Here is a 15602-nt window from a genome sequence, read left to right on the forward strand (position 1 = left end):
CCGTCGCGCCTCAGTGCGCATCATGGAGGATTCGGGTGTTGCCCAGTAATAAGTTCCTGACCATCGCCATCGCTACGGTGGTCGCCCTGCTGCTTGGTTTCGCGTTGTCCGGCTACCTGACGCTGTTGCTGCTTGGCCTGGACACCAAACTGTTCACCTGGAATACCTATTACCAGTACTACAGCGCGCTGGGCCAGCCACAGGTCGCCCCGTTCGTGGGCAAGATCAGGTGGGCCGGCTACCTGAGCTTCGGCCTGCCGCTGCTGGTGGTGCTGGTGGGCAGCCTGGTGTGGCTGCTGAAGAAAGAGAAGAAATCGCTGCACGGCGACGCGCGCTTTGCCACCGGTTCCGACCTGGCCAAGCACGGCCTGTACAAGAAGACCGCGCAGAGCATCGTGGTCGGCAGCCATGGCGGCAAGCTGGTGCGGCTGGATGGCCAGCAGTTCGTGATCCTCGCCGCCCCGACCCGTTCGGGCAAGGGCGTCGGCGTGGTCATCCCGAACCTGCTCGAATACGGCGAGTCGCTGGTGGTACTGGACATCAAGCAGGAGAACTTCGACCTGACCAGCGGCTGGCGCGCCAGCCAAGGGCAGGAGATCTACCTGTTCAACCCCTTCGCCGAGGACCGCCGGACCCACCGCTGGAACCCGCTGAGTTACGTGTCCGACGATCCGGCCTTCCGCATCTCGGACCTGATGAGCATCGGCGCCATGCTGTACCCCGATGGTGCGGAGGACCAGAAGTTCTGGGTCAGCCAGGCCCGTAACGCCTTCATCGCCTTCACCCTGTACCTGTTCGAGAACTGGGATGACGAGCGCGCCAGCGGCTTCCCCGGCGGCCAGGGCACGCCCACGCTGGGCGCGGTGTATCGCCTGTCCTCGGGCGATGGCACCGAGCTGAAGAAGTTCCTCAAGAGCCTGTCCGAACGGCCATTCCTGAGCAGCAATGCGCGCTCGGCGTTCGCCAACATGCTGTCCCAGGCCGACGAGACCTTCGCCTCGATCCTGGGCACCTTCAAGGAACCGCTGAACGCCTGGGTCAACCCGGTGCTGGACAAGGCCACCAGTACCAACGACTTCCTGCTCACCGACGTGCGCAAGAAGAAGATGACCATCTACATCGGCATCCAGCCCAACAAGCTGGCCGAGAGCCGCCTGATCATCAATCTGTTCTTCAGCCAGCTGATCAACCTCAACACCAAGGAACTGCCCAAGTCCAACCCGGACCTGAAGTACCAGTGCCTGTTGCTGATGGACGAATTCACCTCGATCGGCAAGGTCGACATCATCGCCTCGGCGGTGTCCTACATGGCCGGCTACAACGTGCGCCTGCTGCCGATCATCCAGAGCATGTCGCAGCTGGACGCGACCTATGGCCGGGAGATCTCCCGCACCATCATCACCAACCACGCGCTTCAGATCCTCTACGCGCCGCGTGAGCAGCAGGATGCCAACGACTATTCGGACATGCTGGGCTACACCACCATCCGCAAGAAGAACGTCACCCACGCGCGTGAAAAGACCCACAGTTTCACCGAGGAGCGTCGTGCGTTGATGCTGCCGCAGGAACTGAAGGCGATGGGCCCGGACAAGGAAGTGTTCCTCTACGAGGGCATCCCCCATCCGGTGAAATGCGACAAGATCCGCTACTACAAAGATAAATATTTCACGTCGCGTCTACTGCCAAAAGTGGAAGCTCCTGTTCTGAATTTGTGAGGAAGCCGCATCCGACGGGGCAAAAGACGCGGTCTCACAAATATAAATTTGTGAGGTGCGTCAAGAAAACGCCATACGTTTAGGCAATTCAGAGTTGTCTGACATTCAATTGACGTGTGGTTGTGCCAGTCTATGCACGGCGCAGGGACCTTTTGGTTCAGCTCGCTTTCAGAAGTGGCCAGGAGTTTCAGCCATTGGAACAGGGATGGTTCCGAAGTTGGTGAGGGTGCGAGAGGATGGGTTGGTGTAACCGTTTTCAGCAACCTGGTTGGCGGTCTTCGGGCCGCCGGGGAGCCGTCGTGAAGCCACGCCTACGCGTCGGGTTTCCGACGCGTGTCCGATTGGCATCACGCCAACCCGGAGCGGCCAGGGGACCAACATCGGGACTGCTTTTTCGTACGTCAAAGTGAAGCCCGTATGAATCAGGCGTTTATCGCAAAGTTGTCCATCGCCGCAGCGGCGGCGTTGATGGTGGCCGGATGTGCCACCAAGCCCGCACCCGATTTCGGCGGCCGGTGGAAGCCGGTCAACCGTTTCGCGGAAACCCCCACCGAGATTCCGCTGTATTCCAGCTACGTGTACCAGGCCTCGCCCATGGACGGCACGCTCAAGGGCATGCTCGACCGCTGGGCCAGGGATTCCGGCCGCACGCTGGATTATCGCCTCAGCTCGGATTTCACCCTCTACGGAGCGGTGACGCGGATTGATACGACCAACGCGCAGCAGGCCGTGATCGATGTCACGTCGGCCTACGCGGCGCAGGGCGTTTCCGTGTCCATCGTCGGCAACCAGATTGTCGTGCAGAGCGCCGGATCGACGCCGACCGCGTCGGCCCAGAGCCCGGACCCGGACAGCGGCAGCTGAGGCATCCAGGAAACCATCGAACATGCTGCACCCCGCGCCTGGCGACGGGGCGTTGCACCCATTGATGTTTCAGCAGTACGGAAGAATCCATGTTCCGCAAGAAGGATGCAGGCAACAGCCAGAAGGTCGAGCAGTCGGTCGCCAAGGCGGTCAGCTACGAGATCACCGTGGCCGACATGGCACGCCGCAGCGAGCGGCGCGCGTGGTGGGTGGCCACCGCATCGTTGCTGATGTCGCTGGCCTTGGCCGGTGGCTACTACTACATGCTGCCGCTGAAGGAAAAAGTGCCGTTCCTGGTGATGGCTGACGCCTACACCGGCACCGCCACCGTGGCGCGCCTGCGTGGCACGTTCCAGGGCGAGACCATCACCACCAACGAAGCCGTCAACCGCAGCAACGTGGCCCAGTACGTGCTGGCGCGTGAGTCCTACGACTCCGCTGTGATGGGCCTGCGCGACTGGGAGCTGGTCTTCGTGATGTCCACCGACGCGGTGGGCGCGAGCATGAAGCAGCGTTACGCGGGCAACAATCCGCAGAACCCGTTCGTGATGTATGGGCGCGGCAAGGCCATCCGCGTGAAGATCCTCAGCATCACACCGCTGGCCGCCCAGGCCAACGGCAGCTTCCGAGGCGCGTCCGTGCGTATCCAGCGCAGCCTGCTGGACAAGCGTACGGGGGTCTCGACCTACCTGGACAACCAGCTGGTCACGATGCGCTTCGAGTACAACCAGAACCTGGCGTTGTCCGAACAGGATCGCGTGCTCAACCCGCTGGCCTTCCAGGTCACCGAGTACCGCGTCGACAACGATTACGCCCGCGGCGTGCCGGTGCCCGATGAGGGCGCGATGCAGCAGCAGGCGGACGCAGCGCAGCAGGCGCAGCAGGCTGCAGCACAGGCACAGGGCATGTACGACCCGAACAGCCCGGCCGCAGCGCCGATGGTCGATCCGGCCACCGGCCAGCCGATGCAGGGCCAGCCCGTGCAGGGGCAACCCATGCAGCAGGGCCAGCCCATCCAGGGCCAGCCGATGCAGCAGGCGCAGCCGATGCAGGGACAGCCGCAGGGCATGCAGCCCGCGCAGGCGCAACCGATGCGGGGTGGCTGATGAACCACGCACAGAACCAATCCACCGGAAATGCTGATGGAGCAAGCAACCGATGAGTAGTCGAAAAGTCAGGGGGAGCGCATTGGCGCTGCTGTCGTTGCTGTCGCTGGTGTTTTCCACCGCGGCGATGGCACAGGCAGTGGACCGATACGAGTATGAGAAGGACCGGATCTACCCGGTTCGTACCGGCCTGGGTCTGACCACCCAGATCGAGCTGAGTCCGAACGAGAAGATCCTCGACTACAGCACCGGCTTCAGCAGTGGCTGGGAACTGACCCGTCGCGAGAACGTCTTCTACCTCAAGCCGAAGAACGTCGACGTCGACACCAACATGATGGTGCGTACCGAGACCCATTCCTACATCTTCGAACTGAAGGTGGTGGCGACCGACTGGCGCCAGCTGGAACAGGCCCGCCGTGCCGGCGTGCAGTACAAGATCGAGTTCGTCTACCCGAACGAGACCGTGTTCGGCGTGGCCCAGGAAGCGGTGGAAGAAGAGGCCAAGCCGCTGCTGAGCACCGAACTGGCCAAGGATCGCCAGTACAACTTCAACTACTCCTATTCGACCAGCAAGGCGAAGAAGATGGGGTGGCTGATCCCGGTGCACGCCTACGACGACGGCCGCTTCACCTACCTCAAGCTGCCGAATTCGCCGGAGTACAAGACAGGCATTTTCCCGGCAGTCTTCGGGCGCGAGAAGGAATACGGTGAGGACTTCGTGGTCAACACCACCGTTGAGGGCAACACGCTGATCGTGCACGGGACGTACCCGTACCTGGTCATCCGCCACGGCGACTTCGTCGTCGGTCTGCGAAGGAACGTGAAGAAATGAGCCAGCAGAACACTCCGGGCAATGACCCGAATCAGTCTCCGTACGGGCAGGACCCGGCGGGCCAGGAGACGTCGTCCAACCCGTATTACGGCAATGCCCGGACCCAGGACGCGCCCGATCTGGACGCCGCTGCTCCGCAGCTGCGCTCGGCTGAAGAGCAGCGCCTGAACCGCAAGGCGCTGATGTTCTTGGGCGGCATCCTGGTGCTGGTGCTGGCGATGGGCTTCCTGCTGCTGCGCAAGGGCAGGGAGCCCGCGGACGATACGCCGCCGCCGCAGGTCGCCCGTGCCAGCACGCCGACCCTGCCGGGCGTCGACTCGCCCGCAGCGACCGGTCCGGCCGAGCCGATTCCCGTGGCGCAGCCGTTGCCGCCGCTCCCGCAACCGGAGGGCCCGACTCGTCCGGCCTCGCCGCTTTCGATGGATGATCGCAGTGAGCCGCGTGGTCCGACCCTGGCGGAGCGTCGCATGGGCTCGACGGGCGGCATGGTTGGCAACGGCGACCAGCAGCCCGGTGGTTTCAGTGAGTCGGATGAGTATGCGCGTGCGCTGCAGGCTCAAGCCCAGTTCCTGGGCGGTCAGAATGCAGCGCCGGCCAAAGTCCGTCGCGGGCCGGATGTCGAAGATGTGTCCAGTGCCACCTACATCCAGAGCCCCGATGCGCTGCTTGTGCGAGGCACCTACCTGCGCTGCGTGCTGGAAACCCGCATCATCACCGACCTGGCCGGTTATACCTCCTGCCTGCTCACCGAGCCGGTCTACTCGATCAACGGTCGCAGCCTGCTGCTGCCGAAGGGCTCGAAGATCTACGGTGCCTACGGTGGCGGCCCCTCGGGCAAGCGTGTCGAGGTCATTTGGGACCGTATCACCACGCCCAATGGTATCGATGTGGCCATGTCCAGTCCGGGCGTCGATGGGCTGGGTGGCGCAGGTCATCCGGGCCAGTACAGCGCGCATTGGGGTAGCCGCATCGCGTCGGCGCTGATGATCAGCCTGATTGCCGACGCCTTCAAATACGCCGCTGCAGAGCACGGGCCGGAGTCGACGACCATCGGTAGCAATGGGTTCGCCGTGCAGTCGCCTTACGAGAGTGCCACCGCACGCACCATGGAACGCCTGGCCAACGAGGCGCTCAGCGAAGGCCGCCGCCCGCCGACGGTCACCATCAACCAGGGCACCATCGTGAACGTCTACGTCGCCAAGGACGTTGACTTCACCAATGTGCTCAACCCGCGCCGGTAACCGACAGAACGACCATGGACGCCGAAGTGTCACCCCTCGCCCTCGTCTCCAGCGATTTCCTGCGCTATCAGTACGAAGTGCTGGGCATCGCCGAGTACATGACCTCGCCTGAAGTGACGGAAATCTGCATCAACCGTCCGGGCGAGCTGTACCTGGAGACGCGGGCAGGGTGGCAGCGCGTGGACGTGCCCGGCCTGACGTTCGAGCGGGCCCGGCAGTTCTGCACCGCCGTGGTCAACGAGAGCAACACCGGCCAGCGCATCACCGATGCCGATCCGGTCGTGTCGCTGACCTTCCCGACCGGGCAGCGTGCCCAGTTCGTCATTCCCCCGGCGTGCGATGCCGGCAAGGTGTCGATCACCATCCGCCTGCCATCCAAGCACACCAAGTCGCTCACGCAGTACCACGAGGACGGCTTCTTTGCACAGATACTCGAGCAGGATGGCAGCCTGAGCGAGCAGGACCGCGAGCTGCTGGAGCTGCGGCATACCCGCGAGTACGCCGAGTTCTTCCGGCGCGCGGTGATGTACCGCAAGAATATTGTCGTGTCTGGCGCAACCGGCAGCGGCAAGACCACCTTCATGAAGGCGCTGGTCAACCACATTCCGGACAGCGAGCGTCTGGTCACCATCGAGGATGCCCGCGAGCTGTTCCTGACCCAACCCAACGTGGTGCACCTGCTGTATTCGAAGGGCGGCCAGAGCGCCAGCAATGTCACCGCCAAGAGCTGCATGGAAGCCTGCCTGCGCATGAAGCCAGAGCGCATCATCCTCGCCGAGCTGCGCGGCGATGAGGCGTTCTACTTCATCCGTAACTGCGCGTCCGGCCACCCTGGTTCGATCACCAGCTGCCACGCCGGCAGCCCGGAGCAGACCTGGGACCAGCTTGCGCTGATGGTCAAGGCATCCACCGAGGGCTCGGGCCTGGAATTCAACGTCATCAAGCGTCTGCTGATGATGACCATCGACATCGTCGTACATATCAAGGCGCATGCCGGTGCGCGCTACATCACCGGCATCGACTTCAATCCTGGGCGTGCCCAGGGGCAGGAGGGCTGAATCATGCTCCCAGGTCTGGAAATGATGGCGTGCCCGGAAATGGCCGTCTCCATGGACGTGATGCAGCACGTCATCAATGTCGAATCCTCGCGCAACCCCTATGCCATCGGCGTGGTGGGCGGCGCCCTGGTGCGCCAGCCCAAGGCGCTGGATGAAGCGCTGGCGACGGTGCGCATGCTGGAAGAGAAGGGTTACAACTTCTCTGTCGGCTTGGCCCAGGTCAACCGCTACAACCTTGGCAAGTACGGTCTGGATTCCTACGAAAAGGCCTTCCAGCAGTGCGCCAACCTGCAAGCCGGGTCACGCATCCTGGCCGAGTGCTACAAGCGCTCGGGGCAGGACTGGGGCAAGTCCTTCAGCTGCTACTACTCGGGCAATTTTTCCACCGGCTTCCGCCACGGTTACGTGCAGAAGATCTATGATTCGATGCGACGTGGGCAGCAGCTGGCCAGCAATGGCGTGGCGCCCATCGACGTGGTCGACCGTGGCGAGCGCCGCGTGGTCAAGGTCGAACACCACCCGCAGAGCGTGTCGCCGATGGAAGCACGGATCGTGGCGCAGAACACTGCGCCGGTCTATATGCCCAGCAATGACCCTGCGCGTGCCTACACGGTGTATCCCTCGACCGGTGCGATGGCACGCGGCAGCCTGCTGAACATTGCCGACCAGGCATTGTCCCGGGTGGTGCTGGGTTCCGTGGATCGCGCGATGCAACCGCAGGCGCCCCAGGGCTACCCGCAGCCGCTGCCGCAGCAGTTGCCGCAGACCGCAGCGCAGCAACCGTCCCTGGCCATGCCGCAGCAGCTGCCGGGTGCCGGCGCAGGCGGCAGCGATGCCCCGGTGATGCTCCGTCCGTGGAATGAACGCAATCAGCCGGTTGCGGCACCTGGCAATGTTTACAACGCACCGGCGGCGGCACCTGCCGCTCCGGTTCGACAGATTCCCGCAGGGGATGCGGCCTTCGTGTTCTGACGAAGTCGTGGTGCGACTGGTCCCCCGGCCGGTCGATTCAGTTGTGTTAGTCCATCAACAAGGAAATCCATCCATGAAGCGTTTCAATCTCGATGTCGTACAGGCCCAGCGCACGCTGAAGACCATGCTGATGGCCGTCGCATTTGCGGGTGCCGTCCTCGCACCTGAGGCGTTCGCCAACAACGTCAACTACGGTGGTACCGATGGCAAGGTCTGCGGCTTCTTCGGCAGCGTCAACGGCCTGCTCAACATGGCTTCGATCGCCGTCGTCACCATCGCCGTGATCTTCGCCGGTTATCAGATTGCCTTCGCGCACAAGCGCATTGGTGATGTCGCACCGATCCTGATTGGTGGCGTGCTGATCGGCGCTGCTGGCCAGATCGCCAAGATGCTGCTGGGTGATGAGTTCGGCGAGTGCAATGCCACCAGCGGCAACGGCGGCATGGCGCTGATGGTCATCAAGAACGTCGCTCAGTACTACGGTGCATAAGAACGTCGTTTTTCGTGGCTGCACCCGACCTGCGATGTTCCTGGGCGTGCCCTACCTGCCGTTCTTCATGGTGGCCGGTGGGTTGCTGCTGCTCAGCATGTACACGAACTTCTGGTTCCTGCTGACCATTCCGGTCGCGGTTTTCATCATGCGGCAGATGGCCAAGCGCGATGAAATGATCTTCCGGCTGCTGGGATTGCGCCTGATGGTCAAGCTGAGGGTACGAAACGTGCGTGAGAACGATGGCATGTGGGTGTTCAACCCGAATCACTACCGCGACAAGCCGGCCCGCATGGATTGAGGGCCGGTAGGGAACCGACGGGCGTCCATCGCCCGTCGGCTCCTGACGAAACTCCCCTGGCAGTACCTCTTTGGAAGCAGTCGAATGTTCAGCCCAGATACCTCCATCAGCGAATTCATTCCCCTGTCGTCGCATGTAGCCCCGAACGTGGTGAAGACCACGGGCGGCGATTACCTGTTGACCTGGCATCTGGAAGGGCTGCCGTTTGTCGGTCGCGAGGAGTGGGAGCTGGAGCACCGGCACAATACGTTCAACCGACTGCTGCAGACCCTGCGCGCGCCGGATTTCGTCAACGTTGCGTTCTGGGTGCATGACATCCGCCGTCGCCGCACGCTGAAGGGAAAGAGCGCGTTCAAGCAGCGCTTCAACCAGGACGTGTCCGACCAGTACATGGGCATGCTGTCCTCGCAGCGCATCATGCAGAACGAGCTGTACCTGACGATGATCTATCGGCCGGTAGTGGCCGGTAAGCGCTTCGTCGAGAAGTCGGCCAATGTCGACAAGCTGCGTGCGGAGCAGGAACAGGCCGTCGAAAAGCTGCTCGAGCTGGCCGGCAACGTCGAGGCCGTCATCCGCGATTACGCGCCGTATCGCCTGGGCATGTATGAAGCCAAGAACGGCGTGGTCTTCTCCGAAACGCTGGAGCTGTTCGGCTACCTGATCAATCGCATCGATGAGCCGGTTCCAGTGCTGTCCGCCCCGGTGAAGGACTATCTGCCGGTCAGCCGACACATGTTCTCGGCCAAGACCGGTGACTTCGTCATCAATACCCCCAATGGTGCCAACCACTTCGGTGCCATCCTGAACATCAAGGAGTATGCCGAGGGTACCTACCCGGGCATCCTCAATGGTCTGAAGTACCTGGACTACGAGTACATCATCACCCATTCGTTCAGCCCGATGGGTCGCCAGGACGCGCTGAAGGTGCTGGACCGCACCAAGGGCATGATGATCTCCTCGGGTGACAAGGCGGTCAGCCAGATCGTCGAGCTCGACCAGGCGATGGACCAGCTGTCCTCGGGCAACTTCGTGCTGGGCGAGTACCACTTCATCATGACCGTGTACGGCGACAGCCAGGCCAAGCTGTCGCAGAACGTCGCCACCACGCGCGCCGAGCTGTCCAATGCCGGCTTCGTGTCGACCAAGGAAGATCTGGCCGTCACGTCGTCGTTCTACTCGCAGCTGCCGGGCAACTGGCGCTACCGCACGCGACTGGCCAATGTCAGCTCGCTGAACTTCCTCGGCCTGTCGCCGCTGCACAACTTCGCCACCGGCAAGCAGCACAACAACCCGTGGGGTGACTGCGTTACGACGTTGCAGACCACCAATGGGCAGCCGTACTACTTCAACTTCCACGCCACCCACCCGTCGGAGAATTCGCTGGGTGAGAAGGCCATCGCCAATACCATGGTGATCGGCAAGTCGGGTACGGGTAAGACCGCGCTGATCAACTTCCTGCTCAGCCAGGTGCAGAAGTACGAGCCGTCGCCGACCATCTTCTTCTTCGACAAGGACCGCGGCGCGGAGATCTTCGTGAGGGCCTGTGGGGGCAACTACCTGGCCCTGGAGAACGGCGCGCCGACCGGCTTCAACCCGTTCCAGTGCGAGAGCAACGAAGGCAACGTGCAGTTCCTGGCCGACCTGATCAAGGTGCTGGCTGGCAAGCGCGAGTACAGCGCCCGCGAGGAAGAGGACATCTACCGCGCGGTGGAGAGCATGCTCGACACGCCGATGCACCTGCGCAGCATGACCAACTTCCAGAAGAGCCTGCCCAACATGGGCGACGATGGCCTGTACGCGCGCATGCGCCGCTGGACGTCAGGCAATTCGCTGGGCTGGGTGTTCGACAACCCGGTCGATACGGTGGACCTGAGCAAGGCCAACATCATTGGCTTTGACTACACCGACATCATCGACAACCCCGAAGTGCGCGTGCCGGTCATCAACTACCTGCTGCACCGCCTGGAGTCGCTGATCGATGGTCGTCCGCTGATCTATGTAATGGACGAATTCTGGAAGATCCTGGACGGCGAGGGTGGCCTGAAGGAATTCGCCAAGAACAAGCAGAAGACCATCCGTAAGCAGAACGGCCTGGGCATCTTTGCCACGCAGAGCCCGGAAGATGCGCTGAAGAGCGACATCTCCGCGGCGCTGATCGAGCAGACGGCCACGCTGATCCTGCTGCCGAACCCGAACGCCAGCAAGAGCGACTACATGGATGGCCTCAAGCTGACCGAGGCCGAGTTCCGGGTGGTCACCGCACTGGACGAGCGCTCGCGCTGCTTCCTGGTCAAGCAGGGTCATGCATCCAGCGTCTGCCAGCTCAACCTGCGCGGCATGGACGACATCCTGTCGGTGATCTCCGCGTCCACCGACAACATCGACGTGATGCACCGCGTGCTGCAGACCGCAGCCATTCGTGCGCGCGTGACGGTGGACGAGCTGACGCCGGAGCAGTGGCTGGAAGAGTTCTACAAAAATCGCAAGGGCTCTGGCAAGGTAGCCGAGCCTGACGCCGCCTGAAGGCGGACCAGTAACAGGGGAAGGCAAGTGGGGCGTCACTCAGTACAGCAGGAGTATTCGATGAACAACGTCAAGTCTCGGGCACGCGCCCGCAAAATTTTCAAGCCGATCGCTCTGGCACTGGGCGTGGCGATGGCAATGACTGCCACCAATGCCGGCGCATTCGGACCCGTGCAGGAAACCGGGCCTGCCCTCGGACAGCACTTTCTCAACCAGTTGAACACGCTTGCTTCGAAGGTTCAGGAGAAGGCGCAGTTCATCAAGGAAAACGCGAACTGGTTAAAGGACTGGAACCAGACCATCCAGGAGTACCGTGAAGCTCTGGTCAAGGTGCAGGGCATCATGAACAGCTTCGGGTTGCCTGATGCGGCGCCGCTGACACCTGTGGCGGACAACTATCTGGTCGCGCAGACCTGTGGCACGGGTGCCGATCTCAAGGGTCTGCTGACGTCGATCGTCTTTGATTCAAACGGCGACTGGAAGGCCCAGCAACAGCAGATCTGCGTGAACATCCGCATGATGCAAAACCGCAAGTACAACGAGGCCGTGAACTTCATGGTGAAGACGGGCCCGTCATTTATCAAAAGCATGGAATCGATCTTGGATTTGCGTCTGCTGAGTAACGATGCAGGCAACATGTCAGCGGTGCAGAGCGATGCGCTGCGTACCGCCAATGAGATGAATGCCACGGTCCAGAACTTTGAAGCGCGCATCAAGGCGTATGACGCCTATATCGAAGTGATGGAAGCCAACCAGAAGATCGTTGCCAAGCAGGCATTGAAGGGCGGCACCGGGCTCGCCAAGGATCTTGTGCAGACCGTAGCACTTAAGACCGCTCTCAGTATTGATTGATCGACGCCGGATCATGTTGAAACACCGGCCAGGGATCGGCGCCCGGCGTGAAGGAATCAGACAGGAACATCAGGAATGACCATTCGATCGATCACTAGCTTTGACTTCTCCGGCGGCTTGAATGAGTTGCTGAGCTACGCCGTCCGGGTCCAGTCGATCGGGGACTTCGTGTTCTTCCGGTTGATCCTCTCCTATCTGCGCAAGCGGATCGATCAGTTCGGCATCGAATTGCTGGGACACACGATGGCCTGGGTCGGCGGCATCGCTTTGACCTTGATGACGCTTTGGGTGCTGGTCCAGGGCTTTCGTATCGTGACGGGGCGCAGTCGCGATTCGATGATGGTCCTGGTGACCAACATGGCGCGCGCAGCCTTGATCGTCAGCGTTGCTACCAGCATGGCCATGTTCGGTGGCAGCCTGAAGAACTTTCTGGTCAAGGATCTGAAGAACGAAATCACTTATGTGGTGACCGGCAAGAATGACTCGGCGGAGGATCAGATCGACAAAAGTCTGGCCTGGATGCAGGTAGGCTTGTCCAGCATCGACGCAATCAACGTCCTCAATGATGGCAGTCTGCAGGATGACAAGAACCGAGCACTGTGGGCGGTTGGGCTCGGCGCAGGTGGACCTGCTGTTACAGCCGGCGCGATGTTGCTGCTGTATGAAGTTGCCTTGGCATTGTTTATTGGCCTGGGGCCATTGTTCATCCTGTGTCTGCTGTTTGACCAGACCAAGGCACTGTTCCAGAAATGGCTGTTCTACGGCATAGGTACGATGTTCTCGATGGCGGTGCTGTCGGCCATGATCTCGATTGCGCTGGATATGGTGATCCGTGTTTCTGCGTCGTTCTGGGCTACTGCTCTGGTCGAAAAATTCCTGCTGAACCCTGAGGGCAGCGTCAACATGACCAGTCAGGCACTTCAGCAGGGTGGCATGGGCCTGATTCTCACAACGCTCATCCTGACTGCGCCCCCAATGGCTGCGATGTTCTTCCAGGGGACGCTGGGCGGCTTTAATGCATACTCGCAGATAGGTGGCAGCGCAGTACCGGTTGCGCCGGGTCCCAATGGGCAGCCGCCGGGTAGCTATACCCCAGCTGCGCCAACTACGGCGCGTTCGAGCGAGGTCACCTCTTCTAGCATGCCCAGGATGCCCGGAGTAGACGGAAGCATGACTTCTCCGGCTGGCTTGAAGGGCAAGGCTGATTCCAATTCTTGATTGCTTTTGTCGGTCGGGTTGCTGCGAGGAAAGTGCGATGAAAATAGCCAGATTTTTCAGCGGTTTGACTTTGATTTTCGTATTGGCAAACCCTGCGTCCTCTTTTGCCGAGGGTCGATGCCCACCCGGTCAGTACCCTATAGGTAGCTCGCAGGGGTTGCTTGGATGCGCTCCAATTCCTGGCGCGCAGCAATCGCAGCAGGGGCAGGGCGAGAATGACGCGCCGCTTCTTCCGCCCCAGCCAACCGGCCGATGGTATTCAAGGTTCGGTGCACTGGTGCAGTCGAAAAGCACGTCAGTTGTCGGCTTGTCTGCCGACAAGGAGTCTGCGGAAGAGGCTCTCGCAGACGCAAGAATGATGTGTGGTTCTGAAGGTGCAAGAGATTGTGAAACTGTGTTTACCTATTCCAATCAGTGCACGGCATGGCTTGTGCCATCGGTCGAGGGAGGGGGGAACCTAACTGGTGTCTCCGCCGGTAAGAGTATTAGAGAGGCCGAAAAGAACGCTCGAAAGCTCTGCAGGGACGTGACGGGAAAGAAGTGCAAGACGTTCTACTCAGCGTGCAGCAAGCCAGTGTTTGAGAAGTTCTGAGTGGAATCGTCCCAGCATGGGCGAGTGTGGAGGTGACCAATCCATGGCCTCTTTTGCATCTGTGATTGGTCGGATGTTGCATGGTCGCTCTTGGGTAGCGTGGGGGGAAAGAGCACTAGCGGGTGTGTGCCAATCAAGGGGGCGGTCAGGGTGCAGATAGAGACCTTCTGCCTATGGCCTTCGTCAAACCGGCTGATGGCATTCCCGATATGTCGCAATCGCTCATCCCCCAAACACCTCGCTTGCGGGCGCTTCAGCCGGGCGCGAAAAAGCTGAAGAGCCGTTGCCGGAGGCCCTTGAGACGTGCATTGTTGAGGGCGCCAAGAGTGGGAGGCGCTGTTGACACACTCCAACCGGTGCGCAGCTTAGATGGTTCCTAGGCTTAAAGGACCCGGTCACCGCTGGGTCTTGCTGCGGCAAAGACGATCAGGCAGCCGAATGGCCAGCCGCCGGGTAGTTACACGCCGCCTGCGCCCACGTTAGAACGCTGCGAAGTATTGCAAGGGGGTGACGGGAAAAAATGCAAGGTGTTCTATTCTGCCTGTAGCCTTCCAAAGTTTGAAAAATTCTGAACTGCGGCACATCTCGGGCGCTCTGCGGCCGATGCGACGAGAACGTAAGCGATACCCGGCTGCATCACAGCTAGCTACCAGGAGCAACAACGAAAGGGAATTCAAGAGCACTGTTTCCGTTCCTGCCGCTGACCGTCTGCATGCTACCGCTTAGTCCCTTGGAGGCAACTTCGGTCAGGGCATGCAGCCAATCGGTGGCTAGGGTTGTAGGGCTGTCCTCCCATCTCCATCAACCGCATCGGATCGCCATGCGGTGACCGAGCCAACTGGTTCAGACCGTCGCTGGTGTGGCGATGCCCGCAGTGATTCGTTCGTCAGCAACCCAAAGCGATCTTCGGTGCTCTGTAGCCGTGCGCAGGCTTGGTTTGGTTCCTTCCTTCATCCTCTGCCTGTTGTTTGAATACACCAAGGCGCTGTTTAAAAAAGGCACTTTTACGGCGTTGCTACGATGCTCCCCACAGCCGTGTTGTCGGCGATGATTTTGATCGCGCTGGACATGGTGATCAGCGTGTCGGCATCGTTCTGGGCCAGTGCGCTGATCGAGAAGTTCCTGCTGGATCCGGACGGAGGCGTGAACATGACCAGCCAGGCGCTGCAGCAGGGCGGCATGGGCCTCATCCTCACTACGCTTATCCTGACCGCGCCCCCAATGGCTGCGATGTTCTTCCAGGGGGCCATGGGTAGCTTCATGGCATATTCGCAGATAGGCGGCAGTCCGATTGCGGCAGCACCTGGGCCGAATGGCCAGCCGCCAGGGAGTTATGCGCCGCCATCGCCGGCATCAGCGAGCTCAGGTATGTCTGACGCGGGCCTTTCTCCTACTAGAATGCACGGCGGCAGCCAGGGCGCGACGCTAAATTCTGGCCAAATGGGTAGGGCAACTCCAATCCGTAAGCATTGAACCCATTTGCCATTGCACTGGGGAGCTTTTAATGAGAGCGCTCACTTGTTGGCGAACAATTATTTTCCTGGCCGGACTTGCTGGGTGTGGAGCCGCCTCGGCGGAAGGAGGGAGTTGTCCACCTGGGTCCTATCCCGTGGGAGGCAAGGGGGCTAGCGGTTGCGGGGCAGTCCCGGGGGGGGGGGGGGGGGGGGGGGATGAGTCGGGGGTGGGGGGTTGGCGGCCCCGCGCCTGGGGGGGGGGGGGGGGGGTGTGGGGGGGGAGGGGGGGCGGGGGAAAAAGCACCCCCCGCTGCCCCAGGGCGGGGCGGGCGGGGGGCCCCCCGCCCGGGGGGGGCGGCGCGGGGGCCGCGAGGAGAAGCGGGC

14 protein-coding genes are annotated in these 15602 nt (G+C 61.4%); all 14 read left to right on the top strand.

The genetic code is table 11. The features are described from left to right. The first annotated feature begins 35 nt into the window (after window positions 1-35). The 14 genes from AC1VXD_RS16040 (at window position 36) to AC1VXD_RS16105 (ending at window position 15237) form a co-directional block, all read left to right on the top strand. The gene (locus tag AC1VXD_RS16040; RefSeq protein ID WP_482992871.1) at window positions 36-1715 is read left to right on the top strand and encodes a type IV secretory system conjugative DNA transfer family protein; all 1680 of its coding nucleotides are present in this window, start codon (window positions 36-38) and stop codon (window positions 1713-1715) included. A 417-nt stretch (window positions 1716-2132) separates the two neighbouring features. After that, window positions 2133-2579 (top strand): hypothetical protein, encoded by a 447-nt coding sequence (locus AC1VXD_RS16045; protein ID WP_482992872.1) that lies wholly within the window; start codon window positions 2133-2135, stop codon window positions 2577-2579. An 89-nt stretch (window positions 2580-2668) separates the two neighbouring features. Continuing rightward, window positions 2669-3685, top strand: a complete 1017-nt coding sequence (locus AC1VXD_RS16050; protein ID WP_482992873.1) for a VirB8 family type IV secretion system protein — start codon at window positions 2669-2671, stop codon at window positions 3683-3685. A gap of 52 nt (window positions 3686-3737) precedes the next feature. After that, window positions 3738-4517, top strand: coding sequence for a TrbG/VirB9 family P-type conjugative transfer protein (locus AC1VXD_RS16055; RefSeq protein ID WP_116862663.1), 780 nt, complete (start codon window positions 3738-3740; stop codon window positions 4515-4517). After that, window positions 4514-5758 carry a TrbI/VirB10 family protein gene (locus tag AC1VXD_RS16060; RefSeq protein ID WP_164074283.1) on the top strand — a complete coding sequence of 415 codons (1245 nt, stop codon included), beginning with the start codon at window positions 4514-4516 and terminating at the stop codon, window positions 5756-5758. The genes AC1VXD_RS16055 and AC1VXD_RS16060 overlap by 4 nt, the downstream gene beginning before the upstream one ends. A 14-nt stretch (window positions 5759-5772) precedes the next feature. Beyond that, window positions 5773-6816 carry a P-type DNA transfer ATPase VirB11 gene (virB11, locus tag AC1VXD_RS16065; RefSeq protein ID WP_256643079.1) on the top strand — a complete coding sequence of 348 codons (1044 nt, stop codon included), beginning with the start codon at window positions 5773-5775 and terminating at the stop codon, window positions 6814-6816. A 3-nt stretch (window positions 6817-6819) separates the two neighbouring features. Next, a complete protein-coding gene (locus AC1VXD_RS16070) occupies window positions 6820-7788 on the top strand; it encodes a lytic transglycosylase domain-containing protein (protein ID WP_482992874.1) in 969 nt (322 codons plus the stop codon). Window positions 7789-7861: 73 nt separating this feature from the next. Then, window positions 7862-8278 (top strand): TrbC/VirB2 family protein, encoded by a 417-nt coding sequence (locus AC1VXD_RS16075; RefSeq protein ID WP_116862667.1) that lies wholly within the window; start codon window positions 7862-7864, stop codon window positions 8276-8278. After that, window positions 8271-8579 carry a VirB3 family type IV secretion system protein gene (locus AC1VXD_RS16080; protein WP_406235783.1) on the top strand — a complete coding sequence of 103 codons (309 nt, stop codon included), beginning with the start codon at window positions 8271-8273 and terminating at the stop codon, window positions 8577-8579. The genes AC1VXD_RS16075 and AC1VXD_RS16080 overlap by 8 nt, the downstream gene beginning before the upstream one ends. A gap of 84 nt (window positions 8580-8663) precedes the next feature. After that, on the top strand, window positions 8664-11102 hold the full coding sequence (locus AC1VXD_RS16085) for a VirB4 family type IV secretion/conjugal transfer ATPase (RefSeq protein WP_482992875.1): 2439 nt from the start codon (window positions 8664-8666) through the stop codon (window positions 11100-11102). A 60-nt stretch (window positions 11103-11162) separates the two neighbouring features. Then, the gene (locus AC1VXD_RS16090; protein ID WP_482992876.1) at window positions 11163-11954 is read left to right on the top strand and encodes a hypothetical protein; all 792 of its coding nucleotides are present in this window, start codon (window positions 11163-11165) and stop codon (window positions 11952-11954) included. A 75-nt stretch (window positions 11955-12029) separates the two neighbouring features. After that, window positions 12030-13172, top strand: a complete 1143-nt coding sequence (locus tag AC1VXD_RS16095; RefSeq protein WP_482992877.1) for a TrbL/VirB6 family protein — start codon at window positions 12030-12032, stop codon at window positions 13170-13172. 37 nt (window positions 13173-13209) lie between these two features. Then, window positions 13210-13764 (top strand): DUF4189 domain-containing protein, encoded by a 555-nt coding sequence (locus AC1VXD_RS16100; protein WP_482992878.1) that lies wholly within the window; start codon window positions 13210-13212, stop codon window positions 13762-13764. A 1020-nt stretch (window positions 13765-14784) separates the two neighbouring features. Further along, window positions 14785-15237, top strand: a complete 453-nt coding sequence (locus AC1VXD_RS16105) for a type IV secretion system protein (RefSeq protein WP_482992879.1) — start codon at window positions 14785-14787, stop codon at window positions 15235-15237. Window positions 15238-15602 lie beyond the last annotated feature (365 nt).

It is taken from the genome of Stenotrophomonas sp. STEN054 (assembly GCF_056854535.1).